Source organism: Paenibacillus terrae (genome assembly GCF_005217525.1).
Taxonomy (GTDB): Bacteria; Bacillota; Bacilli; order Paenibacillales; family Paenibacillaceae; genus Paenibacillus; species Paenibacillus terrae_C.
On sequence record NZ_PNXQ01000012.1, the window covers coordinates 513397 to 536440 of the forward strand.

19 protein-coding genes and 1 riboswitch are annotated in these 23044 nt (G+C 47.8%); of the genes, 10 read left to right on the forward strand and 9 right to left on the reverse strand.

Annotation, left to right across the window (positions count from 1 at the left end; genetic code table 11):
• Positions 1–164: 164 nt before the first annotated feature.
• The 6 genes from C1I60_RS12435 (at position 165) to C1I60_RS12460 (ending at position 6891) form a co-directional block, all read left to right on the forward strand.
• Positions 165–1130, forward strand: a complete 966-nt coding sequence (locus C1I60_RS12435) for a carbohydrate ABC transporter permease (protein ID WP_137061983.1) — start codon at positions 165–167, stop codon at positions 1128–1130.
• The gene (locus C1I60_RS12440) at positions 1127–1948 is read left to right on the forward strand and encodes a carbohydrate ABC transporter permease (RefSeq protein WP_137061984.1); all 822 of its coding nucleotides are present in this window, start codon (positions 1127–1129) and stop codon (positions 1946–1948) included. The genes C1I60_RS12435 and C1I60_RS12440 overlap by 4 nt, the downstream gene beginning before the upstream one ends.
• Positions 1949–2056: 108 nt before the next feature.
• Complete coding sequence (locus C1I60_RS12445; RefSeq protein ID WP_137061985.1) at positions 2057–3424, forward strand: ABC transporter substrate-binding protein; 1368 nt, start codon at positions 2057–2059, stop codon at positions 3422–3424.
• Between the two features lie 269 nt (positions 3425–3693).
• Positions 3694–4278, forward strand: a complete 585-nt coding sequence (locus tag C1I60_RS12450; RefSeq protein WP_137061986.1) for a TetR/AcrR family transcriptional regulator — start codon at positions 3694–3696, stop codon at positions 4276–4278.
• 23 nt (positions 4279–4301) lie between these two features.
• The gene (locus C1I60_RS12455; RefSeq protein ID WP_137061987.1) at positions 4302–5666 is read left to right on the forward strand and encodes an HlyD family secretion protein; all 1365 of its coding nucleotides are present in this window, start codon (positions 4302–4304) and stop codon (positions 5664–5666) included.
• A gap of 1 nt (position 5667) precedes the next feature.
• The gene (locus tag C1I60_RS12460) at positions 5668–6891 is read left to right on the forward strand and encodes an ABC transporter permease (protein ID WP_137061988.1); all 1224 of its coding nucleotides are present in this window, start codon (positions 5668–5670) and stop codon (positions 6889–6891) included.
• 89 nt (positions 6892–6980) lie between these two features.
• On the opposite strand, the gene C1I60_RS24475 is transcribed toward C1I60_RS12460, so the two are convergent.
• Genes C1I60_RS24475 through C1I60_RS12470 form a run of 3 tightly spaced genes read right to left on the reverse strand, consistent with a single transcriptional unit; the run spans position 6981 to position 10206 of the window.
• The gene (locus C1I60_RS24475) at positions 6981–7124 is read right to left on the reverse strand and encodes a hypothetical protein (protein ID WP_170970790.1); all 144 of its coding nucleotides are present in this window, start codon (positions 7122–7124) and stop codon (positions 6981–6983) included.
• Positions 7125–7127: 3 nt separating this feature from the next.
• Entirely contained in the window at positions 7128–9008 is a 1881-nt protein-coding gene (locus tag C1I60_RS12465; protein WP_137061989.1) for a glycine betaine ABC transporter substrate-binding protein, read from the reverse strand.
• Positions 8983–10206 (reverse strand): quaternary amine ABC transporter ATP-binding protein, encoded by a 1224-nt coding sequence (locus tag C1I60_RS12470; protein WP_137061990.1) that lies wholly within the window; start codon positions 10204–10206, stop codon positions 8983–8985. The genes C1I60_RS12465 and C1I60_RS12470 overlap by 26 nt, the downstream gene beginning before the upstream one ends.
• Before the next feature lie 516 nt (positions 10207–10722).
• On the opposite strand from C1I60_RS12470, the gene C1I60_RS12475 reads away from it, so the two are divergent.
• A complete protein-coding gene (locus tag C1I60_RS12475) occupies positions 10723–11286 on the forward strand; it encodes a GbsR/MarR family transcriptional regulator (RefSeq protein ID WP_137061991.1) in 564 nt (187 codons plus the stop codon).
• Between the two features lie 155 nt (positions 11287–11441).
• Complete coding sequence (locus C1I60_RS12480; protein WP_137061992.1) at positions 11442–12929, forward strand: carboxylesterase/lipase family protein; 1488 nt, start codon at positions 11442–11444, stop codon at positions 12927–12929.
• 118 nt (positions 12930–13047) lie between these two features.
• On the opposite strand, the gene C1I60_RS12485 is transcribed toward C1I60_RS12480, so the two are convergent.
• From C1I60_RS12485 to C1I60_RS12510, 6 genes are all read right to left on the reverse strand, one after another.
• Positions 13048–15090 (reverse strand): methyl-accepting chemotaxis protein, encoded by a 2043-nt coding sequence (locus C1I60_RS12485; protein ID WP_137061993.1) that lies wholly within the window; start codon positions 15088–15090, stop codon positions 13048–13050.
• A 238-nt stretch (positions 15091–15328) separates the two neighbouring features.
• A complete protein-coding gene (locus tag C1I60_RS12490; protein WP_137061994.1) occupies positions 15329–16279 on the reverse strand; it encodes a DMT family transporter in 951 nt (316 codons plus the stop codon).
• A 170-nt stretch (positions 16280–16449) separates the two neighbouring features.
• A riboswitch (FMN riboswitch) is annotated at positions 16450–16594 on the reverse strand.
• Positions 16595–16716: 122 nt separating this feature from the next.
• A complete protein-coding gene (locus C1I60_RS12495; protein ID WP_137061995.1) occupies positions 16717–17412 on the reverse strand; it encodes an ABC transporter permease in 696 nt (231 codons plus the stop codon).
• Complete coding sequence (locus C1I60_RS12500; RefSeq protein WP_137061996.1) at positions 17405–18328, reverse strand: ABC transporter ATP-binding protein; 924 nt, start codon at positions 18326–18328, stop codon at positions 17405–17407. The genes C1I60_RS12495 and C1I60_RS12500 overlap by 8 nt, the downstream gene beginning before the upstream one ends.
• Before the next feature lie 117 nt (positions 18329–18445).
• Positions 18446–19390, reverse strand: a complete 945-nt coding sequence (locus tag C1I60_RS12505) for a sensor histidine kinase (RefSeq protein WP_137061997.1) — start codon at positions 19388–19390, stop codon at positions 18446–18448.
• Position 19391: 1 nt separating this feature from the next.
• Complete coding sequence (locus C1I60_RS12510) at positions 19392–20099, reverse strand: response regulator transcription factor (RefSeq protein WP_137061998.1); 708 nt, start codon at positions 20097–20099, stop codon at positions 19392–19394.
• Between the two features lie 338 nt (positions 20100–20437).
• Between C1I60_RS12510 and C1I60_RS12515 the strand changes: the two genes are divergently transcribed.
• Positions 20438–20950 (forward strand): DUF6933 domain-containing protein, encoded by a 513-nt coding sequence (locus tag C1I60_RS12515; RefSeq protein ID WP_137061999.1) that lies wholly within the window; start codon positions 20438–20440, stop codon positions 20948–20950.
• Between the two features lie 423 nt (positions 20951–21373).
• Positions 21374–23005, forward strand: a complete 1632-nt coding sequence (locus C1I60_RS12520; RefSeq protein ID WP_137062000.1) for a formate--tetrahydrofolate ligase — start codon at positions 21374–21376, stop codon at positions 23003–23005.
• The last annotated feature ends 39 nt before the right edge of the window (positions 23006–23044 follow it).

Below are 23044 nucleotides of genomic sequence, written 5' to 3' on the forward strand. Positions count from 1 at the left end.
ATGATGTATCGTATGCAGAAGCCTATGCCATTGTGCGGGTACCCTGAGACAGGTTTTACAAAGGGTTGAAACATTAACATTCTGCTCCAGCCCGCTTGATGTTCCCATTACATCAAAACGATACACTTACTGAGGTTGGTTTGAAAAGAAAGGGGCGCTCCGTTTTGGGTGAGCTTAACAAATCTATGGGACTCGGAACGAGGAGCCAGCAACAGACTTCGTCTAAGGCCCGCGTACGTACGGGTTCGCTAAAAATTCAGAGACTGCGCGAAAACGCGCTGGCGTATACGTTTTTGGCTCCATCGCTCATTTTGTTTGCTGTATTTATGTTTTACCCGATGATCAAGTCGGTTTATCTCAGCTTGCACTCCACAGATCCCGCAGGAAATGTTGCAGCTTATGTTGGGTTAGACAACTTTGCTACGCTTTTCAGCTCGGGTCAATTCCTGCAAGGAATCAAGGTTACGCTCCTGTTTGCACTGCTGACGGTGCCTGTAGGCATTTTACTGGCGCTGGTGCTGGCTGCACTCACACATAGCAAGCTGCGGGGGATGCGTATCTTCCAGTTCGCTTTTTCGCTGCCGATGGTGCTGTCGGTCGGCTCATCTGCGGTCATTTGGAAATTTCTTTTTCATCCGACGCTGGGGATGTTTAACTACGTGCTTTCCCTACTACATATCAATCCGGTTCCGTGGCTGACCAGCCCGGATTGGGCATTGTTCTCCGTAGCGATCATGACCATCTGGATGAATCTAGGTTTTAATTACATTATTTTATCAAGCGGACTTCAAGGGATTCCAGATGACATGTATGAGAGTGCCAAAATGGACGGGGCAGGCCCGCTGGTGACGTTCTGGCGTATTTCCATGCCGCTGCTGTCGCCAACGATCTTCTTTGTAACTGTAGTATCCATCATTGGAGCTTTCCAGTCTTTTGCTCAAATTAACATTTTGACCAAGGGCGGTCCGGTGAACAGTACGAATGTGTTCGTGTATTCCATTTATCAGGAAGCCTTCGTTAATTTCCGATTCGGAACGGGCAGCGCACAGGCGATTGTACTGTTTATCGTTATCCTGCTGCTTACGATGATCCAGTTCAAATGGGTGGAAAGAAAGGTGCATTACCAATGAAACGACATCTTAATTCAACACTCGTGTATGTGTTGCTTACGATTGCGGCTGCTTTGATTTTATATCCGGTCATTTATACGTTTTTTATGGCTGTCATGTCGCCGGAGGAAGCGAGCGCCTATCCGCCGAGCTTTTTCCCGCATTCCTTTCATATGGCCAATTTTACCGACGTATTTGAAATCGTTCCGATTGCAGCGTTCATCGGCAACACCTTTCTCATTTCAGGCTTAACCATGATCGGTCAGTTGATTACAGCCAGCTTGGCGGCCTATGCCTTTGCCAAAATGGAATTCAAGGGGAAGAACTTCATTTTCAGCATGTTTGTCGCAACGATGATGATTCCTTGGGAAGTGACCATTATTCCAAACTACCTGACCGTACGTAGCTGGAATTGGCTTGATACTTATCAAGGGCTGACGGTTCCGTTTCTGGCAACGGCATTCGGAACGTTCCTGCTGCGACAATTTTTTCTCCAGCTTCCCAAGGAATTGTTCGAGGCGGCTCGTATGGACGGGTGTGGACATGTTCGTTACTTCCTGTTCCATGTGCTTCCGCTATCGCGTCCGGCGCTCGGAACACTGGCTGTATATTCGTTCCTGAACATGTACAATTCGTACCTGTGGCCGTTGTTGATCACGAATAGCGAGAATATGCGTACGGTACAGATCGGAATTTCCATGCTCGAATTTCAGGAATCCACCTCATGGAACCTCGTGTTCGCGGGTACAGCAATGGTCATTTTACCGTCTCTGCTTCTGCTGATCTTTGGCCTGAAGCAGTTGGTACGCGGAATGGCAGCGGGTGCACTTAAAGGTTGATGCTGGAATAAATTTCCTTTCGGCAAGTAGCAACATCTGCGCAAGCAGCCTATATAAAGCTTGATCAATATTCATGAATCATTTAACCAAAGGGAGAGAAGAGAGATTATGAGATTTTTTCGTCTGAAAAGTGCTTTGACCTTGCTCATTCTGACTGCAATGGTTGTTGCAGCAGGTTGTAGCAATAACACGGCGGATGAGAAGCCAAGCAACGGTAGCGATGCGGGAGCAGCAGCAGGTTCTCCAGTGAAGCTGACGTGGTGGCATTCTATGTCCGGTAACGGCGAAAAAGCGATCAAGCAAATCGCCGCTGATTTTAACGCCAGCCACAAGGACATTCAGGTAGAGCCAGTATACCAAGGCAAATATGATGACAGCTTGAACAAGCTGAAAGCGTCGCTTGGCTCCAACAGCGGCCCGGACATCATTCAGGTGTATGAAATCGGAAGCAAATTCATGATCGACTCCAAGATGATCACTCCTGTACAACAATTTATTGATGCAGACAAGTTCGATCTGTCGCAGCTTGAGCCGAATATTACACGGTATTACACCATTGACGGTAAACTGAATGCAATGCCATTCAATACGTCGAATCCGATCTTGTACTATAACAAGGATGCCTTTAAGGCGGCGGGACTTGATCCGGCTAATCCTCCGAAAACCTATGATGAATTCGAGAAGGCTGCCAAAGCCTTGAGCAAGGACGGAAAATCCGGTGCATCCATCGCCATCTATGGCTGGTTTATGGAGCAGTTGTTTGCTAATCAGAATGCGGATTATGTGAATAATGGCAACGGACGCAATCAGGCGGCAACGGAATCGCTGCTGAATTCGGATGCAGGTGTGAAAACCCTGACTTGGTGGAAGAAAATGATCGACGAAAAGGTTGTATCCAATCTGGGACGTAACTCCGATGATACTGCCAAAGCTTTTTCCGCAGGGCAAATTGCCATGACACTGGATTCCACCGCTTCACTGCGTAATATTGTGGAGCAGGTTGGCGATAAATTCGAGGTAGGCACTGGCTTTCTGCCAAGAGCGAACGAAGCGAAAGAAGGCGGCGTGGTTGTAGGCGGCGCGAGCTTGTACATCATGAACAACAAGCCTGAAGCCCAGCAAAAGGCAGCATGGGAGTTCATTAAATTCGTAGCTTCCCCGGCTGTACAGGCACAATGGAGTGTGAATACGGGGTACTTCCCGATCACCAAAGCAGCTTATGACGAGCAGGTTCTCAAGGACAATATGGTGAAATACCCGCAATTCCAAACCGCTGTTGACCAATTGCACGCATCGGCGCAATCGATGGCTACACAAGGCGCAGTGATGGGCGTATTCCCGGAAGCGCGTCAAATCGTAGAGGGCGCAATTGAGGCCGTCTTGAGCGGACAGCAGCAGCCAAAACAGGCATTGGATCAAGCCGCACAAGAGATTACAGGCAAAATTGCGCAATACAATCAAACGGTAAAAAAATAATCGTCCTTCCCTTAAAACCGCCTGGTAAACTTAATACGCGCCCCCTTTACCAGCCGGTTTTATAAAATAACAGACCGAATAAGTGACCCCCTCACTTGTTCGGTCTGTTTTTTGTATGTCCGCATCCTCCTGTTTTTAGAACGTCCGTTTAGACGGACTGTCTAAAATTGTTTATTTTGTACATTTCCTATTGCTGGATAACTAAAAGTGGGCTTATAATGAATACATAATTTTTGTACTGGACGGTCAGTTCAAAAAAAGGAGGAAACATGAAAAACCAGACGAAGGAAATTATTTTTAATGGTGCGCTCAAGGCTTTTTCCGAGCGTGGCTTCAATGAAACCAATATGGAGGAAATCGCCAAGGTATGCGGTATTGCTAAAGGGACTCTGTATTACAACTTCAAAAATAAACAAGATCTGTACATTTATATTTTGAAGATGGGGATGGAGCGCTTTGTTCAGGATATCCGTGAAGCGATGGCTCAGGTTCCTATGGATCAGGTAGAACTTAGGGTTCTTAAGCTGATCCAAGTACATATTGATTTTATTGGGAGAGAGCCAGACTTTTGCCGTCTATTGGTTAGTAAGGGATGGGTTTCGCAGGAACAGCATTTTAATATCAGGCAGGTATTGGCTGACTATTTTGATTTTATGGAAGCGGAGATTGATTCCGGTAAGCTTTACGGGAAAATTTCGAGTAAGCTGGATGCGAAAACGACGGCAAACTGCTTATTTGGTATTTACATTTTTGCACCGATGCGGTCGATGGTTTGGGGCGAAACCATGAATCTGCAGGAGGTTCGCGAAAGTATTGAAGTATTTGTATGTAACGCGCTGGGTATGCAACATTAATAGACAGATGGAGTGATGAGAACATGAAAGCTAAAAAATATACGATCTATGCCGTACTTATCGTTTTAATTGCTGTAGGAATTTATGCTTTGACTGCTTTTCAAAAGGGTGGCAGCAGCTTGTCTGCGGATGAGTCTTCTTCCATTCCGACAGCTTATGTAGAATCAGACACGCTCAATGCCAGCTTTAAGTTGGCGGGACGTATTGATCAGATGCTTGTGAATGAGGGCGACAAGGTGAAAAAAGGACAGGTGTTAGCACATCTGGAAAGTCGTGAGCTGGAGGACAAGGTGAAACAGGCACAGGCGGCATTGCTGGCAGCCCAGAGTAATGTGTCCAAAGCGAAGGCTGGCGTATTGCAGGCCCAAGCGGGGGTGGGGCAGGCACAGGCTACCGTGAGTGCAGCTCAGGCCAAAAAGAGCCAGGGCACCGCAGCAGTCGGCGTGACTGCACAGTCTTCATCCAGCCAGATCGAACAGGCACAAGCGGCTTCGGCTGCCGCAAAAGCGAAGCTGGATGCCCTCAAGAGCGGCGCAAGACCGCAAGAGCTGGAGCAAGCACAAGTGAGTGTGAAGGCTGCCAAGGAAACGCTGGATTTGACCACTAAAAATCTGGAGCGTGCCAAAAAGCTTCAAGAAGCCGGGGCAGCAACCCAAGCCTCACTGGATCAAGCGACGCTAGACCATCAACAGGCGGAAGCCAAGTACAATTCAGCATCTCAGCAACTGAATATGGTACGCGAGGGAAGCCGCAAGGAAGAAATTACGGCGGCTGAAGCACAATACCGTCAGGCATTGGCTGCGGTGAAGGAAGCACAGGCAGGAGCGGGCAAGGTTACTTTACAGCAGGAGGATGTCAAAGCCGCACAGGCTTCGGTAGAACAGGCGCAATCCGCTGTGAAGGCGGCGCAATCCACGGTAGAGCAGGCACAGTCGGCGGTTGCAGGTGCCAACGCACAAGTAGCTCAGGCGGAAGCTGCCCTTCAGGAAGCTCAGACCTACTTGAGCTACACCACGCTACGTGCATCTGAGGATGGCATTGTAAAATCCAAATCGCTCAGCTTGGGCGAAATGGCCAGTGCAGGCTTCCCGGTCTATACGATTGAAACTTCGACGCAGCGTTGGGCTAAATTCTATGTGCCGGAAACGTCCTTGAATGGTCTCCAGGCAGGGGACACTGTGCAAGTTAAACTGCTGTCGGGCGGCAAGGAGCTGAAAGGTAAAGTTATTTTGCTGGAATCGGCTGCCGACTTTGCTATTCAAAAACCGAGTCAAAGCTCCGGTGATAAGGATGTACGTTCCTTTGGCGTTAAAGTAGCATTGCCCGATCTTGCGGCTTCGGTTCCGACAGGCTCCACGGTTCTGTTTACAGGCAAAGGGGCGCAGTAATATGCAGGATCAACAGGAAAGACTTCGTATCCGCGATGTGTTTCGTGAAGAATGGCTGAGCATCTTCCGGGATCGACGCTTTATGGCTATTCTGCTGATTACGCCGATTGTGTATACCATCTTGTTCGGCTTCCTGTATTCTCATCAGCGGATTACCGAGATGCCTGTCACGGTGTATGACGGAGACAATTCGCAGCTCAGTCGTCAGATCATTCAGGCATTCGATGCGACAGATTCATTTGCCGTTACACGGCAGGCCTCCAATCAGGAGGATGTTGTCCGTCAGGTAGAAACCGGGGAAGCCAAGGTAGGCATCGTCATTCCGGACAATTTTACCACCCGGCTTAAGCATGGGGAGAACCCGCCTGTGCTGACCCTGATAGACGGCAGTAACATGATGTATTCCAACAGCGCAAGCCGGATCGCAAATCAGGTCATCAGTAGCGTGAGCGCCGGGGTTTCGGTCAATTCCATGAAGCAAAAGGGAATGAACGCTGATCAGGCGGCGTCAACGCTGAGTACCATCCCGTTCCGGTCCAGAGTGCTGTTCAACCCGGTATATGATTACAAGCTATTCATGCCTCTCGGGGTCATTTCTGCGGCTCTCCAGCAGTGTTTGCTGCTCGGTATTGCTTTGTCCTGTACGCGGGATAAGGAGGCAGGGACTTGGGGGAGATTTGCCGCATGGAAAAATACCCCTTGGCGACTCGCTATTGCCAAGCTGACACCGTATTATGTGGCGGGAGCTTTCAATGTGCTGACTGTATTCAGTATTAGCGCCCTAAGCTTTGATATTCCGTTCAGGGGGCAGGTGCTGCCGCTGATTCTGGTGTCGCTGGCCTTTAACTTTGCCTTGTGCGGTTTAGGGTTCCTGTTCAGTCTCTTTTCCAAGACCAGAGTGGATGCGACCCAGACCCTCATGCTGATTGCCGTTCCTTCCTTTATGCTGTCAGGCTACACGTGGCCGCTGGAAGCGATGCCCGGCTTCTTGCGGGGGGTTGCCGAAATATTGCCACTGACGTATTTTCTGGATGCTGTACGGAATATCACCCTCAAAGGACTGGATATCACGTTCGTCTTCAAGGATACGATTGCTTTGGGCGTAATAGGCTGTGTGAGTCTGCTGGTGTCCTTCGCAATCTATCCGCTATTCTTTAGACAGCGTCAGACGGCAGACCAACATAATGATGTATCTTCTCAAGAGGGAGTTACACTAAAAGGATAAAAGGCTAAGAGTAACTTAATACGCATATTAAAAAGCAGATCAGGTTTTTTACTCCTGATCTGCTTTTTGTTTTTAAGTGCTATATCGTATTAGCCTAATTTGTGTTTCAATACATATTTCAATACATTCGTACTGGCAGGCGCATCCTGTTTCAAGCCTTTGCGGGCAATCGTATGAATTTCTTTCTTATCACCAAGCAGCCCCTGAGCTTTTAGCAGCCTCCAGTCAGACAAGTCTTATTCCTTCATAGCTTTGGCAGTCAGCTTCATGAGACCGGCACCGGGGTCGGTACCTACAATACGGTAGCCTACCTCCTTGCCAAAGTCCCCAGCAGCGGCAGAAGCCGGAGCGGCTCCGTTGCCTTGCAAATCCGTAATAGATTTGACATTCATATAAGCTGGAACGACCAACCCCGTTTTGACACCCGTCATATTAGCGCCCAGATCATCAAGCTTATCCTTGTATTTAGCCCAGTAATCCGCATGTGTCAGTGGCAGCCATGCCGCTGGAGAAGCATCCACATCACCACTGGCGACACCCGTCCACATTGGACCTGCTTCAACTTGCAACGCGGTTACTTTGTAGCCCAATTTGTTTTCCAAAATATATTTCAGCAAATTCGTGCTGGCAATTTCAGAATCCCAAGCCACATAACTGAGCTTGAAGGTGTCACCATTAACAGGCTGTAGTCCTTGGGTCCATTCCTGCACCTTATCGGCATGCTTCTCAGCCCAATCCTTGGCAGCTTGCTCAGGACTGATTCCGCCTTGAATAGCAACCATCATTTCACCCATATCTTCCGGTGTCCATTTGAACCGTTTCAGAAACTCGTAAGCGATAGGGGCGTCCTGTTGCAGCCCTTTACGGGCAATCGTATGAATACCCTCGGCCTCGCCATAAGATTTTTTAGGATCTTCCAAATATTTGAGATCATACTTATTGAACATCCAGTGCGGCGTCCAACCTGTAATAATGATCGGTTTTTTCGCTTTTATGGCTTTGTCCAGTGTTGCGGTCATGGCTGCACCGGAACCTTCTACCAGCTTCCAGTCGGACAAATTGTAGTCCTTTAACGCCTTGGCAGTTGATTTCATAATCCCTGCCCCGGCATCAATTCCGATAATCTTGTATCCGACTTCTTCGCCAACCGGGTTGGCAGCAGCGTTTCCTTTGCCAGATGCAGAAGGATTCGATCCAACCAAATATTGCGATGCGCCAGCGATCAGAATGACAGCCGTAACCGCAGCGGTAATCCATACCTTCTGCTTGGTGGATACGCGGCTTTTGCCTCTTTTCGCTGGTTTGAACAGGTTCTGCGTGAAGCGGTCAAGCACGATAGCCAGAACAACGACAGCCAATCCGGCTTCAAAACCTTTACCAATTTGCAGCTGTGTCACGGCACGGTATACAACGGCACCGATTCCTTCTGCACCGATCATGGAAGCAATAACGACCATAGACAGTGAGAGCATAATTGTCTGGTTAATACCAGCCATCAAGGTTGGCATCGCCAGCGGAAGCTGTACTTTGAATAGCTTTTGCGCCGAGGTTGAACCGAATGCATCAGAGGCTTCGACCAATTCACCCGACACTTGCATAATCCCTAAATTCGTCATACGAATGGTTGGCGGGATTGCGAAAATAACAGATGCGATAACGCCTGGTACAACACCAAGGCTGAAAAAGGTAACCGCAGGCAGCAAATATACGAACGCAGGCATCGTCTGCATGAAATCAAGCAAAGGCGTAATAATGCGTGACGCCGTTTTGCTGTATGCACACCAGATTCCGATTGGAATCCCGATGACAATGGATACGAGTGCGGACGTAATGACCAGTCCGAGCGTATTCATCGTTTCGCTCCAATAGCCCAGGTTGTCAATCAGCAGGAAGCCGATGACGGTAAACAGCGTAAGCTGAACCCGACCGATCATAAACGCGATAATCCCGATGATCACGATGAACACCAGAGGGTGCGGAAGCATGAACAGGCCAGAGAAAAAGCCTACAACAGCTTCAATTACAGAAGAAATAACATTAAACAATCCGGCCAGATGAATACCCATCCAGTCTACAATGGTTTGAATCCACTCAGCGATTGGCAGTTTCGGTATCAAGGGCATTCACCTCCTTCATGGTGGTTACATCTCCACCAAGTGCGCCCAGCAAAGCTCCACGGACGATAACACCTAATAGCTTCTGTTTGTCATCGACCACAGCCAGAGGGACCTTGGACGAGCTTGTAATTTCGAACAAGTCATTAATGACGGTTTCAGCAGCAACCTGCGGTCCGTCTGTCATGAGAATATCTTCAATTTTCAAATTATTGCGAAGCGCATGGACAGCATCTTCAGCATTGATAACGCCCAAAAGTTTCTTGGTACGATCAATGACGAATAGATTGGAAATCCCCCGTTCCCGCATCAATTCGAGAGCAACACGTGGACCGCGATCCATTGTGATCGTTTCTGGACGAAGCATAACATGGGCAGCCGTCAATACCTTGGACAAATCCACATCCTCGACGAAGCGGGCTACATAAGAGTTAGCCGGTTGGATCATAATTTCTTCCGGTGTACCGATCTGCACGACCGATCCGTCCCGCATCAATGCAATCCGGTCACCGATCCGCAGCGCTTCATCCAGGTCATGGGTGATAAACACAATCGTTTTCTTCATTTTATCTTGAAGCTCCAGCAGCTCATCCTGCATGTCACGGCGAATGAGGGGGTCCAGTGCGCTGAATGCTTCATCCATGAGAAGCACTTCAGGGTCATTAGCCAACGCACGTGCCAGACCGACACGCTGCTGCATACCGCCACTCAGTTCATCGGGCATTTTATCGCCCCAGTTTTTAAGACCAACCAGTTCCAGCGCTTGCTGTGCTTTTTCCTTACGTTTCGTTTTTTCTACCTTTTGTATTTCAAGGCCGTATTCTACATTTTCCAATACAGTCCGATGTGGGAACAGGGCGAATTTTTGAAAAACCATGCTGATGGTTTTACGGCGAACTTCGCGGAGTTGTTCTTTGTTCATCTTACGGAGATCCTTGCCGTGAACCAGAATTTCACCGGAGGTAGGCTCAATCAAGCGATTTAGCATTCGCACTAAAGTGGACTTGCCACTGCCCGAAAGACCCATAATAACGAAAATTTCACCTTGCTTAATTTCCATGTTGGCCTTATTAACACCAACGGTAATTTGTTTTTCTTTGGCCAGCCTTTCCTTGCCCCAGCCTTGCTCCAGGAGCGGAACACCTTGCTCTGCGTGAGGACCAAAGAGTTTGCTGACATTTTTGACTTCCAAAATCGTCATACATACACCTCTTCTTTCTATACTTTGCTTGGTATTAACCCCATATTGCATTAAGGATCGAGTATAAAAATCAATATTTTGAACATCCTGAACGGTTAATGACAAAATTAATTGTAACAGAAGCATTGCTTACATTTCAAACAAAAAAACTGTTCGTAAAGTACGTACGGAAAAAACTGTACATACTTTCCTTTCATATGCTCCTTCGTTCTTTAGAATGCTCAAACAACCGAAACTTTACAACCGATAGCTCTTTTTTTAAAATAGACAATGAAATATAACCATAAGCAAAAGATTTATGTATATCCATAATTTTAAAAGTTTACTATCATTAGCAATTTTGCGAATTATGATTTTGAACGACCCATGCTGTTGTAATATAGACAGAAGCATTGTTCTTGAAACATTTCATTTTCAATTGAAAGATTTCATGCGTTGCGTCAAAGCCAACGGTTACGGGTAAAAGTCGTTCATACATTTTTAGGAGAATTGCTCTAAAATTAGGGGGTTGCAAGCATGAGCTTGTACCAGTTAGGTGATGAGCAGCAGGCTTCGCTGCAAAAAATTCGCAAACGTGTCATAGAAGCTATAGGTAAAAATATGGACTTGTATGGGATCACCTTGTCAGCGGGGCATTTGTACGGTTTGCTTTTTTTTGCGGATAAACCGATGACGCTGGACGAAATGGGCCGTGAAATGGAAATGAGCAAAACGAGCATGAGTACCGGTGTCCGAACGTTGTTGGATCTGAAAATGGTCAACAAGGTGTGGGGCAAAGGCTCGCGTAAGGATTTGTATGAAGTGGAATATGACTGGCATCAAACGTTCACAGATTTCTTTGCTATTAAATGGAGAAAAGCGGTTGAAACGAATTTGCTGGTGCTGCGCAAGGCCATTGAGGAGCTGGACAGATTGCTGGAGCAGGGCGGGGAATATGAGGAGTTTAAGGCTGTTCTCCAGCAGGATCGTTTGAAAATGAAGCAGGCTGTTGCCTATTACAAGTGGCTGGACCGACTGATTGATTCGATGGAAAACGAAGAAATATATAAGCTGATCCCGAAGGAAGAGGTTCGTGATTAATCGCTTATCCTCTTTTCTTTCCATAAAAATGCCGGAGCGTAAAAAGCGTTCCCGGCGTTTTTTTGTGTTTGGCTTTGTAAACTTTGGATCTGTTTTGTTCGATTTTGGTTTGGCCCTGCACAAAGGGTATAATAGAGTAAAAGGAGGCTACATATATGGAGAGGGAGAGTATTACAGTACATACCCGCCTGGGTCAGCTTCGTGGAGAAACGGTGAATGGATATCATGTATGGAAAGGCATCCCATATGCACAGCCTCCTGTGGGAAAACTGCGTTTTCACGCGCCTCAGCCTTTGAGGCCTTGGGAAGAGGTACGGGATGCGACAAGCTTTGGGCCGATCTGTCCGCAGCCTAAGCCATCTGCTGAGAGTATGACCGGGAATCTGGTTGAACCGCCTGAGCAGTCGGAGGATTGCTTGTACCTGAACGTCTGGACGCCTGCTTCGGAGGCACCTGCAAAGGGACGACCCGTGATGGTGTGGATTCACGGCGGAGCCTTTGTAACCGGGTCGGGAATTATTCCATTATATGATGGGGCACGGATGGCGGAAAATGGCGATGTTGTCGTCGTTACGCTCAATTATCGACTCGGGCCGTTGGGCTTTTTGCACCTGACTCCACGGGGAGGCGGACTGACCTCTAATGCGGGGCTGCTGGATCAGATTGCTGCTTTGGAATGGGTCAGGGACCATATCGCCGCATTTGGCGGTAACCCGAACGAGGTGACGGTGTTCGGTGAATCAGCGGGAGCTATGAGCATTGCTGCGTTATTGGCTATGCCGGCCGCAGAGGGCCTGTTCCAGCGTGCTATTTTACAGAGCGGAGCATCGCAGGTGCTGCCGACTTCACAGGCGGAGCAAGTCACGGCTGCATATCTCCAGCAGTTGGGGGTGGACACCCTGCATCCGGAACGATTGTTTACACTGCCGACGGAGGCGCTCATGCTTGCCATGGCCAAGACGCATGAAATGATCGGCCCGGGACTGGCAATGCTCTATCAACCTGTTGTGGACGGGGTGACCTTGCCTGACGTACCTTTATCTGCGATTGCCAAAGGATCAGCTAAGCAGGTATCCGTTCTGATCGGAACCAATTTGCACGAGGGTGCCTACTTTATTCGCAAGGAATCCCATCTGATGAACAAGTCAATGGCGAGTCAGGCATTGGAAATGATGACGGGCATGCCAGATGTTGGCGAGTTGATGGAACCTTTTCCTGTTACGATTGAGGGGCAAGCGCAGATGCTGACCGATCTGTTTTTCTGGCGGCCTGCGCTGGCCCTGGCGGTTGCACAAGCCGTGTATGCCCCGGTGTGGATGTACCGTTTTGACTGGACGCTGCCGGGGCATTCTGTATTCGGACAAGCGGTTCATGGCGCGGAAATTGCATTTGTTTTTGATAATCTGGAGCTGCTGGGCAAGCTCGGATTAGACGTTCATTCGCCTATGCGGACACTGGCTCACAATATGCAGCAGGCATGGGTTGCTTTTGCACGGGATGGAAAGCCTGTGCTGCCGGAAGAGGAGTGGCCCATGTACGACAGGGAAACGCGGGCTACGGCCATTTTTTATCAGGACATCTCGGTGCAGCATGACCCGAAAGGGGAAAGACGCCGTCGGTTGACCGGACAAATGAGCATCTGAGCCAAGGACAAGGATTGGGATACCACCCAACAGCTAACATACTAAAAGCCTTCGCCCGTATTTTTGTATACGGACGAAGGCCTTTTTAGACTGAACAGATACAGATGTATCGCAGGAACTAAATCTTGAAACGCTTCACCAGCTCTTGCAAATCCTGCGCCATATTGGACAGCTCCTGAGAGGAAGAAGCGATTTCTTCCATCGCCGCCATTTGCTCCTGTACGGCTGCGGAAGTCGTCTGTGAGCTATCCGCCGAATTGCGGGACAGGCTTGCCAGATGGGTAACAGTTGCCGAAACTTCCTCTGTACTGGCCGAAATTTGTTCAGCGGCTGCGGACACGCTTTGGATCTGTTCCACAATATGAGATGTGGAGCGTTCAATATTCGTGAAGGCACCTTCTGCATCTTGGCTAATACGCAGCCCCTCACCCACCTGGTTACGGACATTACCGTTCATCGTAGCCGTGGAGCGCTGGATCAAATCCAGCATCTGTGTAATGATCTGGCTGATGGAATCTGCGCTTTCCTTGGATTGCTCCGACAGCTTACGGACCTCCACGGCTACCACAGCGAATCCACGCCCGGCTTCGCCTGCTCTGGAGGCTTCAATCGACGCGTTCAGCGACAGCAGGTTGGTCTGCTTGGCAATGGCAGCAATCGCGCTATTCATCTGCTTCGCATCGTCAGAGAGCTGTGACAGCTCATCCATCAGGCTGGCGGTTTGGGTCACAGCTTCCAGAATACGGTCCATCTGTGTGCGTACGCTGCCGATCATTTGGCTGCCTTTGGCTACGTCATGCTCAGTCTGTCCTGCCGAATCTACAATGGAGCTTGCCGATTCCGCAATGGTGCTGACACCCTTGGCCATTTCCTCAACGGCATTGGCTGTTTGTTCGGATGCCTCTGCACTGGTGGTCGCATTTTCTGCGGATTCCATAACTGTTTCCGCTACATGCTGCACGGATTCCGTCGTTTGCTCTGTACTTTCCTTAATCATCAGAGAAGAGGATGCGAGTCGTGATGACGTCTGGTTGACCTCGGAAACCATCGTATGCAGTGCATGTGTCATCTGGTCAAAATTTTGCGCCAGCTCACTGAATTCATCCTTGCCGGACAGATTGACCCGTGCGGTGAGGTTACCGTCACGGACGATACGTGTTCCTGCTTGGAGCTTTCGCAGCGGGATCAGGAAAGAGCGAATCATCAGGATAATAACAACAGCAGCAGCCAGCACGGATATAGCGATAACGATCAGGCTTTGTTTCAAAATGGGAGCTACCGAATCGCTAAAATCCTCCTGATCTGCCAAGGCGATAATGTTCCATCCCGTGAGAGGATCAACAAGTGTAAATGCTTGCATATCTCTGTTCATAAATCGAATTTCTTTCGTTGCGGATGCTAATTGAACTTCCCCTTCTTTTAGCTTGTTAATAACGGGGAGTCCCTCAATGGAGTCTCCCGGTTTTTTTCCCGTATTCTTAAAAGCTACTCCTGCACCCGTTACAACTGTACTGTTCTCATCAACCACAAACAGTCCGCCACGATTGCCGATCGTAATATTTTTTAAGCTTTGGCTTAGTCTTTCCAGACTCAAGTTCATTGCTATAGCTCCTTGACCATCTGGTAAGGTTCTGGACAGCATGACCACTAAATTACCTGAGGAAACACTGACTGCCGGATTGTTAATGTAAGTTTCCCCTTTTAACTTCATCGCATTTGTATACCATTGTTGATCACGGGGATCATAATCCGTTGATTCTTTCTTTGGTGAACGGACATATTCCCCTTTGGTATTACCGAGAATTACCGTATCCAGCTCAGGATGAGCTTTCAGGATCACATCAAATTTAGCCTGAATTTCTTCATTCTTGGAGATCAGGGTATTGGATTGAACTTCAGTAGTTAATACTTCTAAATCTTTTATTAAAGGTGTTACATATTGATTAATGTTGCTGCGAAATAAAAACAGGTTAAAATCAATTGAACTTGCCATTTGCTGGCGAAGCTGTGTTTCGGCACTCTGATACGAAAAGTACCCAATTAGAATACTTGGAATCAATAGGACTGCCAAAAAAGATACAATCAATTTTGTCCGCATTAAATAAAACTGTTCGAGAAGCCTGCTCCACCATGGAACTGTTTGTTTTGCTTTATTAGTCATAGTTGTTACTCCTCTGTGTCTAATGATCACTACATTGTTTTATTCGACAAAAAACGATAAATTTTATAGATGTAATCTCTGGGAAACGAGGAATAGTTGCATGTTTAGGACGTTTTTATCTAAAAATAGTTCTAAAGTAGTATATTGAATATTAATACTTATACATAAAAAGCCAAATCGGAGATGCAAAAGCATCTTCTCGATTTGGCTTGGGTGAGGGATAAAATGGACATTGAACCTATTCGTTTTTTTGCTGACGAGAAATCATAAAGAGTGTAATCCAGATAAGCATAAAGCCAGTCAATTGCGCTACCGTAACGATCTGCTGGAAAGCGATCCAGTTAATTACAACGCCGACCATCGGGAAGCTTAGTTCTGCCATCGTGGCATAAGACGCCTTGGTCGTACTGAGGCCCTTGTAATACAGTAACAGGCTGAGAAGACCGGGGAGCAGCGCCTGCAGCAACAGGTTGATAATCACGGCTGCGCCCGCCCATGTGCCAGCAGGCATATTCCAAGGTGCATGCTCCACAGAGGTGAGAACGATCAGCAGAGGTAGAGCCATCATGAAGCGCAGGGAGGTCACCGTCTCATATTTCATCGAACGAAGCAAGTAGCTTCCCATCACTGTCGAACCGCCCCACAGGACCGCAGCTCCAAGTGCAAGCAGGCTGCCGACGTGGACGAAATCATGAACATGTCCAAAAGGGAGCGACCAGCCGAAGGTAAGAAGATACGTCCCAAACAGAGCCACGACAATTAATATTCCAAAATTACGCGGCAGCATTTCCTTCAATATAATGCGGGCCAGAATAATAGCGACCAACGGTTGAAGCTTTTGGAGCAGTAGCACAGCGTTAAGATCACCGTTGCTGAGTGCCATTGTGAAAATCACGCTGGCTAGAGCCGAGCCGCCCCACGAGACGAACAAAATAGCCAAAATCTGACGAAGCCGTACCGCTTTAAGCTCCTCGCGATGCTTCCACAGCACTGGTGCCAGGGCGATAAAGAGCAGCACATGCTCCATCAGCACAATTTGTGTAGAGGTAAATGATTTGAGCAAAATAATACGAAACAGCGGGTCCGCGCCCCACAAGGCCGCTCCAATCGCGACTAGCCAAAAACCGCTTTTCATGTGGGAGCTACGATCAAAACCTTTGGATGTTAGTACAGTTGATGATTGACTCATACTCAATTAGCTCCTTGCGAATACAGGACCGGTGGCACAAAAACCCCCGTCCATGGCGATAGGCCATGCAAGACGGGGGCTGATCAAATAAACTTGCCGCTTTATGCAAGTTAAGAAGTTGCTGCAAAACCAAGAATGCAGCATTCATCCACTTGACGGCATGTTCATGCTTCGATCTTCTTCCATCCGGACTTTACCGTCGGCTTTGGCATCTCACCAAATCAGTCCGTATCTTGTTGCCAGATACAGAGTCGCGGGCTTAGCTCCATGAGCCATACCGCCGGTTGGGAATCACACCCTACCCCGAAGATCCTTATTCCGTTTTTTAATTTCTCCTATAGGATATACCTGTTTTAGAATGAAGTCCAGTGAAAAATATGTGTACATCGAGCAAGGTTTTTCATATATTTCTTGAAAGCGTTTTACAAAATTACATATTACGAGGTAATATCCTTATATTCGATGCGGTGGATGGCCGCATAAGCTACAAGCATTCCCAGCACGGCAAAGCCGATCTGCACAAGCGCAAAGGAGCCGAGTGTAGCACCATTATTATTCGAGAAAAGCAGGGCTACGATCAGGATCGAGGTCACAATTGTGGTGGGTACTGAGTATTTTCGCATTCCCATGTACAGCGGAACCAGCCCCATAAAGCTTGCTGCAACCGCATTGATCAGTGTCCGCACTGATTGTTGTCCTAGTATGGCGAGGCTAAGCTTATCCGGTACAATAACGACGAACTGATTTAATAGATGAATGGCTGCCGTAATGATGATTTCCGATAAAATAATGGACAGGAACGTAAACAGCAACACGACCAAGAGTTTGGCGACCATCAGCTTTTTGCGGTCAATCGGGTACATGAACAAGATATTAATCGACTTGGACTTAAATTCGCTCACAATAAAGCGGCACAGCAGGACGGAGGCAAAAATAATAAATGTGGCTCTGACCATATAGTCCAGGAGGTCCAAAAGCTCAGCGTACCGTGTAAATTCGGGCACCCCTTCACTTTGGCTGTCCAGCGCAATAATGATGAATAGGCCCAAAATACATGCGTTGGCGATCAACGCCGAACGGATATATCCCCCCAAATTAAACTTTTTCAGCTCCAATTGCATCAGTTTAAGCATGGCGTTCACCTCCATGTAACAGCCGCACAAAGTAGTCTTCCAGCGTACTGTTTTTTTGGTGGATGGAATCCACCTCTACCTCATTTAAAATGAGCGTTCTCGTAATTTGCTTCTGCGGTACACTGGTATCGTAAATGCGTATATGTTGATCATTCAGCACCCGGATATTTGTCAGATTCAGGTGATGGGAGAGGACGTAGGCCGCTTTTTTGCAGTCATTGGTCGTAAATTCGATGTATTCTGTATTGGTTTCCCGCACCTGTTCCATCGACACTTCCTCAATCAGTCGACCGTGATTAATCACACCCACCGTATCGGCAATTTGCTCAATTTCCACTAAAATGTGGCTGGATACAAGGATCGTCATACCATATTCCTTGCATAGCATGTGGAACAATTGGCGGATTTCCTTGATCCCCACTGGGTCCAGCCCATTAATGGGTTCGTCCAAAATCAGCAGCTCCGGCTTGGTCGCAATCGCTCGGGCGATCCCGAGACGCTGCTTCATCCCCAGTGAAAAATCCTTTACCGGCTTGTCATCTGCGTTTCGCAGGTTGACCAGCTCCAGTGCATCCCGAACAGCCTGCTTGTTATAATAGCCCATGTATTCACAATGAAGTTCGAGATTTTGTCGGGCGGTCAGCCTGTCATAAAAAATCGGATATTCAATAATCGAGCCCATCCGTCCGAGCAGGTGGTATGACTTTGGCGTTAATTTTTCACCGAACAATTCAATCTCACCTGAGGTGGGCTTGAGCAGGTTCGTAATCATTTTCATAATCGTCGTCTTCCCCGCCCCATTAGGACCGAGAAAGCCATAAGTTTCCCCCTGACGCACATTCATGCTGACCCCCGTTACAATTTCGTTGCCCTTCAGTGCTTTGGTCAGTTGATGCGTCCTTAATATGTAAGTCATGGGTGTTCTCCCTTCGTATACTGTTGATAATTCAAGCATAAAGGGCGAAATGTTCATTTTTCTTTCCCGATTCTTACAAATTTATTAAGTTGAGCATTTTGCATAATGCTGAGTTCATTAATAGTTGATTTTTTTCAATGTAAAAGAGAAGACTGTCCGCTCATAAGGTATGCTGCTCAAATGAATCTCTCCGTTCATCGTCTCAACCAGACGTTTGGCAATCGTAAGACCCAGTCCGCTACCCTGTATCGCCTTATTGCGGGAATCCTCAAGCGTGTACATACGTTCAAAAACCTTGTCCTGCTCAGGCTCCTGTATGCCTTGCCCCCGGTCCCATACCTCTATACGCACCGTGTCCTGCTGTTCCGTTAGAGTCAGTCCCAGTGTCCGACCATCGGCACCGTAGCGAATCGCATTCGAGATCAGATTGTTCAGCACCCGCCCAATCGCTCCTTCGTTCCCCAAGGCATGAATGGGGTGCTCCGGGATATCAATATGCACAGCAAACCCCTGCGCGGTCAGCAGATCATAAAACTCCAAAATGCTGCGTCTGCACAGCTCTCCCACCTCCAGCCGGGTCAACGGAATGTCCGTATCATTAGCCTCCAGCTTCGCCAAGCTAAAAAAGCCTCCGATCAGCTCAATTGCTTCGCTCGTCTTCTGATGAATCCTGGATAGCAGCTTTGCACGTTCTTCCGGCAAAATATGCGGATCGGCATCCAGCATCTCGGCATACCCGAGCACCACCGTCAGCGGGGTCTTGAGATCGTGGGAAATGTTTGAAATCATTTTGCGCATGGCGATTTGGCTTCGGTTGTAATCCACAGACACTCTCAAATTCAAGTCCAGCAAACGGTTAATTTCCGTCATGAGACGTTGCAACTCAGTGTCACCCGTGACATATAGCAGCTTTTCCGCATGATTAACAGTTACAATTCGTTCCAGTGCGTTTCGGATAGCCTTTATTTTGCGCTTTTGGGCCACACGCTCCCGCCAGAGCCATACAATAACGACGGACAGGATGAGGACGACGATCCATTCAGAAATGCTCTCGATGTTCATATCACCCGTTCTCCCATTTGTAGCCAATGCCCCATAAGGTCTTAATATGAACAGGGTGGGAGGGGTCTTCTTCGATTTTCTCACGCAAGCGGCGAATATGGACGTTAATCACGTTTTCGTCACCCATATAATCCTCTTTCCAGATAAACCCGTATAATTGCGCTTTAGTAAATACACGGTTCGGATGAGTTACAAATAGCTTTAGAATATCAGATTCCTTGGCTGTTAACTGAATTTGGATTCCGTTGCGGGTGACCATAAAATGATCAAAATCAATGCGCAGATTTCCGTAGGTCAGGACTTGTGCTTTCGGCTGTTCCTCCTGTTGTTGCTGGCGTGCATAGGTAGTGGCTCTGCGGATTGCTGACTGTATACGTGCCGTCATTTCCAGCATCGAAAAAGGCTTGGCGACATAATCATCTGCCCCGAAACCTAGTCCAAGCGCTTTATCCACATCGCTATCCTTGGCAGACATAATCAGAATCGGCACAGCGCTATGGGTACGAATTCGGCGGATGACCTCCATACCATCCAGCTTGGGCATCATCAGATCCACCAGCACGAGATCGTAGGTATGACGTTCAAAGGCAAGAAGCCCTTCTTCCCCATCGTAGGCGGTGGTTAATGTGTAGCCTTCTTTGGTAAGCGCTTTGTGCAGCATTTCGGCGATGGCTGTATCGTCTTCAATGAGAAGTATGCGTGGGTTCATAGGTGTGGAACACCCCTAATTTTTAGATTAAGCTCGTGTGACGAACTGTACCTGAATTATATAGAGCAGTGGAGAGGATTTCCATGAAAAATATCAAACGAATTTAAACGGGCAAATATTCTCAACTTAAATGCACTGAAGTAGATTTTTTTCTCCATCCCCAGCATAAGATGTAATCAAATTACTGGAAATTCACCGTCTTCCTATATTATACTGAAAGAGTTTACAATCTGATGTTTGGTATACGATGTTATGATTATCGGGACTTGCCTTATCCGAGATTTGGACATGATCGAAACATGAGCTACGGCACAGGACCGTCATAAAGGAGAGCAACGATGTTTGTCATACGGGGAACACAAAAGCTGCTGAAGGAATGGGAAGTAGAACCAATTCAAGTTGATATTTATCCGCCTTTGAATAGTTGGCATGCTAATTTGTTTTTGCTGAATCGGAAAAAAAATATTGTGTTTATGCATGATGCATCCCGCTTGAGTGTTACACTGTTCGGAATCAAAAAGGCGCAGTACAAAAACCTGCCAACTCTTTTTGTCCAAGCCCTGAAGGAACTCATGATCAGTGAGGGGTTTGATGAGCAAATTGTAGAGGCATACACACAGGAAGGCTCGCAGATGCTGCCTGCTACAACCAATAATCGCAGTGTTGTGGGGACGCTGAATGAGATTATTTTCGTCATGAAGGAACTGGATATGGAGCATGGAATCGATCTGGAGAAAAACCAATGGAATAACCGAATTGTCCTCAAATCGATACAATACCAGTATCCTATTGATGCTTTTAAAGAGGCCTTGGAGAAGCATTATAAACAAGAAAATGTTCGAGAGTCTTGAGATCCTTAAAGATTAAATTAAGAAACAAAAGCGGAATGATCCAGGTTTAGAGGGATTGGAAATCCAGCTTTGTATTTTGCTTCATTTATAATCGCTTACATATTAATGATCTGCTGTCCCAAGGCTATGGTCCTGCGACGAAGAAATCCCAGGCTGTCTTGATTTCTACAGAATTTATTGCTGAAAATTATGCTGCCAACTTTGTCGGTTAGTTTCTGAACTGGTCGTTAAACAGGACGTGCCAAAAGGGTATCTACCAAAGTCCATATGGGCGGGGGATGCTCTTTTTTTACAACTCACAGAACAGAAATGCTTGCGATGAAATGGATCACAGCGCAAAAAGCGCCACACTTTGGTAAAATAAAACGATACAGTGTTTGACACCATCGGTCAGACTTAAAAACAGGAGGTACATAACGAAGGATGAAGCGGATTATTGAAGTAGCCAAAGAAGCAGGAATCGAAGAAGAGCATCTGGAGACGTATGGAAAATTTAAAGCGAAGCTGAATCCGTCCCTATGGGAGCAGGTGAAGGACCGTCCGAACGGAAAGCTGGTGCTGGTCACAGCAATGAATCCGACTCCTGCGGGGGAAGGAAAAACGCTAACCACCATTGGACTGTCGCAGGCGCTGAATGCGTTGGGGCACAAGACCATAGCTGCGCTGCGTGAGCCGTCACTTGGCCCCTGCTTTGGCATGAAAGGGGGAGCAACCGGGGGAGGAAAGGCCCAGATTGTTCCGGCCGAGGATATTAACCTGCATTTTACGGGCGATATTCACGCGATTTCGGCTGCGCATAATTTGCTGGCAGCGATGATTGACAATCATTTGTTTCATGGCAATGCTTTGCGCTTGAAGCCGGAACGAATCATGTGGAAACGGGCTGTAGATATGAATGACCGGAGTTTGCGAAGTATAGTAACCGGCTTGGGAACAGGTAATGGAGCAGTGAGAGAGAGCGGATTTCTGATTACCTCGGCCTCGGAAGTGATGGCGGTATTGTGCCTGAGCGAGAATATTGACGACCTTAAAGTACGATTGGGCCGGATGGTCATCGGATATAATGAAGCGGGCGAAACGGTAACGGCGGAGGATTTGCAAGCAGTGGAAGGTATGGCTGTGCTGCTTCGGGATGCGTTAAAGCCGAATCTGGTGCAAACGCTGGAGGGAACACCCGTCATTGTGCATGGTGGTCCTTTTGCTAATATTGCGCACGGATGCAGCAGTCTGATCGGTACGAAGCTGGCATTGAAGCTAGGGGAGGTTGTCGTGACGGAGGCCGGATTCGGGGCTGAGCTGGGGGCGGAAAAGTTTTTTGATATCAAATGCCGTCAGTCCGGTTTGGAGCCGGATGCGGCTGTGTTGGTTGTAACCGCCAAAGCGCTGAAATATAACGGTGGTGTAGCTAAAAATGAGCTGGACGCGGAAAATCTGGAGCAATTACAGCTTGGATTAGCCAATATGAATCGGCATGTACGGAATTTGCAAAAATTTGGCGTGCCTGTACTGGTAGCGATCAACCATTTTGTAACAGACAGCGAAGCCGAATTGGAACTGATTTTCGCGGAGTGTGGCAAGCTGGGTGTACCCGCAGAGCTATCGCAGGTGTGGGCACAGGGAAGCCAAGGGGGAGAAAAGCTGGCCCAAAGTCTGCTACATCTGCTTCAAGAGGACAAAGCTCATTTTGCACCATTGTATGATCATACGCTTGATTTGCAAGAGAAAATTAGTGTCATTGCGAAGGAGCTTTATGGTGCGGCAGAGGTAGTATATACTCCAGCAGCTAAACGGGCCTTGTCCGGCATGGAGCAGCTTGGCTTCGGGCAACTGCCTGTATGCATGGCCAAAACGCCGTATTCTTTTTCAGATCAGCCGTCTCTGCTAGGGGCACCGGAGGGCTTCACGATCCACGTGTCCAGAGTGTCATTGTCCGCAGGAGCAGGCTTTGTGGTCGTGGAAACGGGCAATACAATGACCATGCCCGGTCTACCCAAATCTCCGGCAGCCGAGCATATGTCGTTGGAGCCGGATGGGAGTATTCAGGGCTTGATGTAGGTATTATAGCATCACAACATAAAGGACTGGCGGAAGACC

Bases quoted from the DNA above. Each gene is read 5' to 3' on its own strand.
- C1I60_RS12515 (WP_137061999.1), top strand. From the start codon at position 20,438: ATGTTTGTCATACGGGGAACACAAAAGCTGCTGAAGGAATGGGAAGTA.
- C1I60_RS12450 (WP_137061986.1), top strand. From the start codon at position 3,694: ATGAAAAACCAGACGAAGGAAATTATTTTTAATGGTGCGCTCAAGGCT.
- C1I60_RS12490 (WP_137061994.1), bottom strand. From the start codon at position 16,279: ATGAGTCAATCATCAACTGTACTAACATCCAAAGGTTTTGATCGTAGC.
- C1I60_RS12475 (WP_137061991.1), top strand. From the start codon at position 10,723: ATGAGCTTGTACCAGTTAGGTGATGAGCAGCAGGCTTCGCTGCAAAAA.
- C1I60_RS12480 (WP_137061992.1), top strand. From the start codon at position 11,442: ATGGAGAGGGAGAGTATTACAGTACATACCCGCCTGGGTCAGCTTCGT.
- C1I60_RS12440 (WP_137061984.1), top strand. From the start codon at position 1,127: ATGAAACGACATCTTAATTCAACACTCGTGTATGTGTTGCTTACGATT.
- C1I60_RS12520 (WP_137062000.1), top strand. From the start codon at position 21,374: ATGAAGCGGATTATTGAAGTAGCCAAAGAAGCAGGAATCGAAGAAGAG.
- C1I60_RS12445 (WP_137061985.1), top strand. From the start codon at position 2,057: ATGAGATTTTTTCGTCTGAAAAGTGCTTTGACCTTGCTCATTCTGACT.
- C1I60_RS12510 (WP_137061998.1), bottom strand. From the start codon at position 20,099: ATGAACCCACGCATACTTCTCATTGAAGACGATACAGCCATCGCCGAA.
- C1I60_RS12500 (WP_137061996.1), bottom strand. From the start codon at position 18,328: ATGACTTACATATTAAGGACGCATCAACTGACCAAAGCACTGAAGGGC.
- C1I60_RS12495 (WP_137061995.1), bottom strand. From the start codon at position 17,412: ATGCTTAAACTGATGCAATTGGAGCTGAAAAAGTTTAATTTGGGGGGA.
- C1I60_RS12470 (WP_137061990.1), bottom strand. From the start codon at position 10,206: ATGACGATTTTGGAAGTCAAAAATGTCAGCAAACTCTTTGGTCCTCAC.
- C1I60_RS12485 (WP_137061993.1), bottom strand. From the start codon at position 15,090: ATGACTAATAAAGCAAAACAAACAGTTCCATGGTGGAGCAGGCTTCTC.
- C1I60_RS12460 (WP_137061988.1), top strand. From the start codon at position 5,668: ATGCAGGATCAACAGGAAAGACTTCGTATCCGCGATGTGTTTCGTGAA.
- C1I60_RS12455 (WP_137061987.1), top strand. From the start codon at position 4,302: ATGAAAGCTAAAAAATATACGATCTATGCCGTACTTATCGTTTTAATT.
- C1I60_RS12505 (WP_137061997.1), bottom strand. From the start codon at position 19,390: ATGAACATCGAGAGCATTTCTGAATGGATCGTCGTCCTCATCCTGTCC.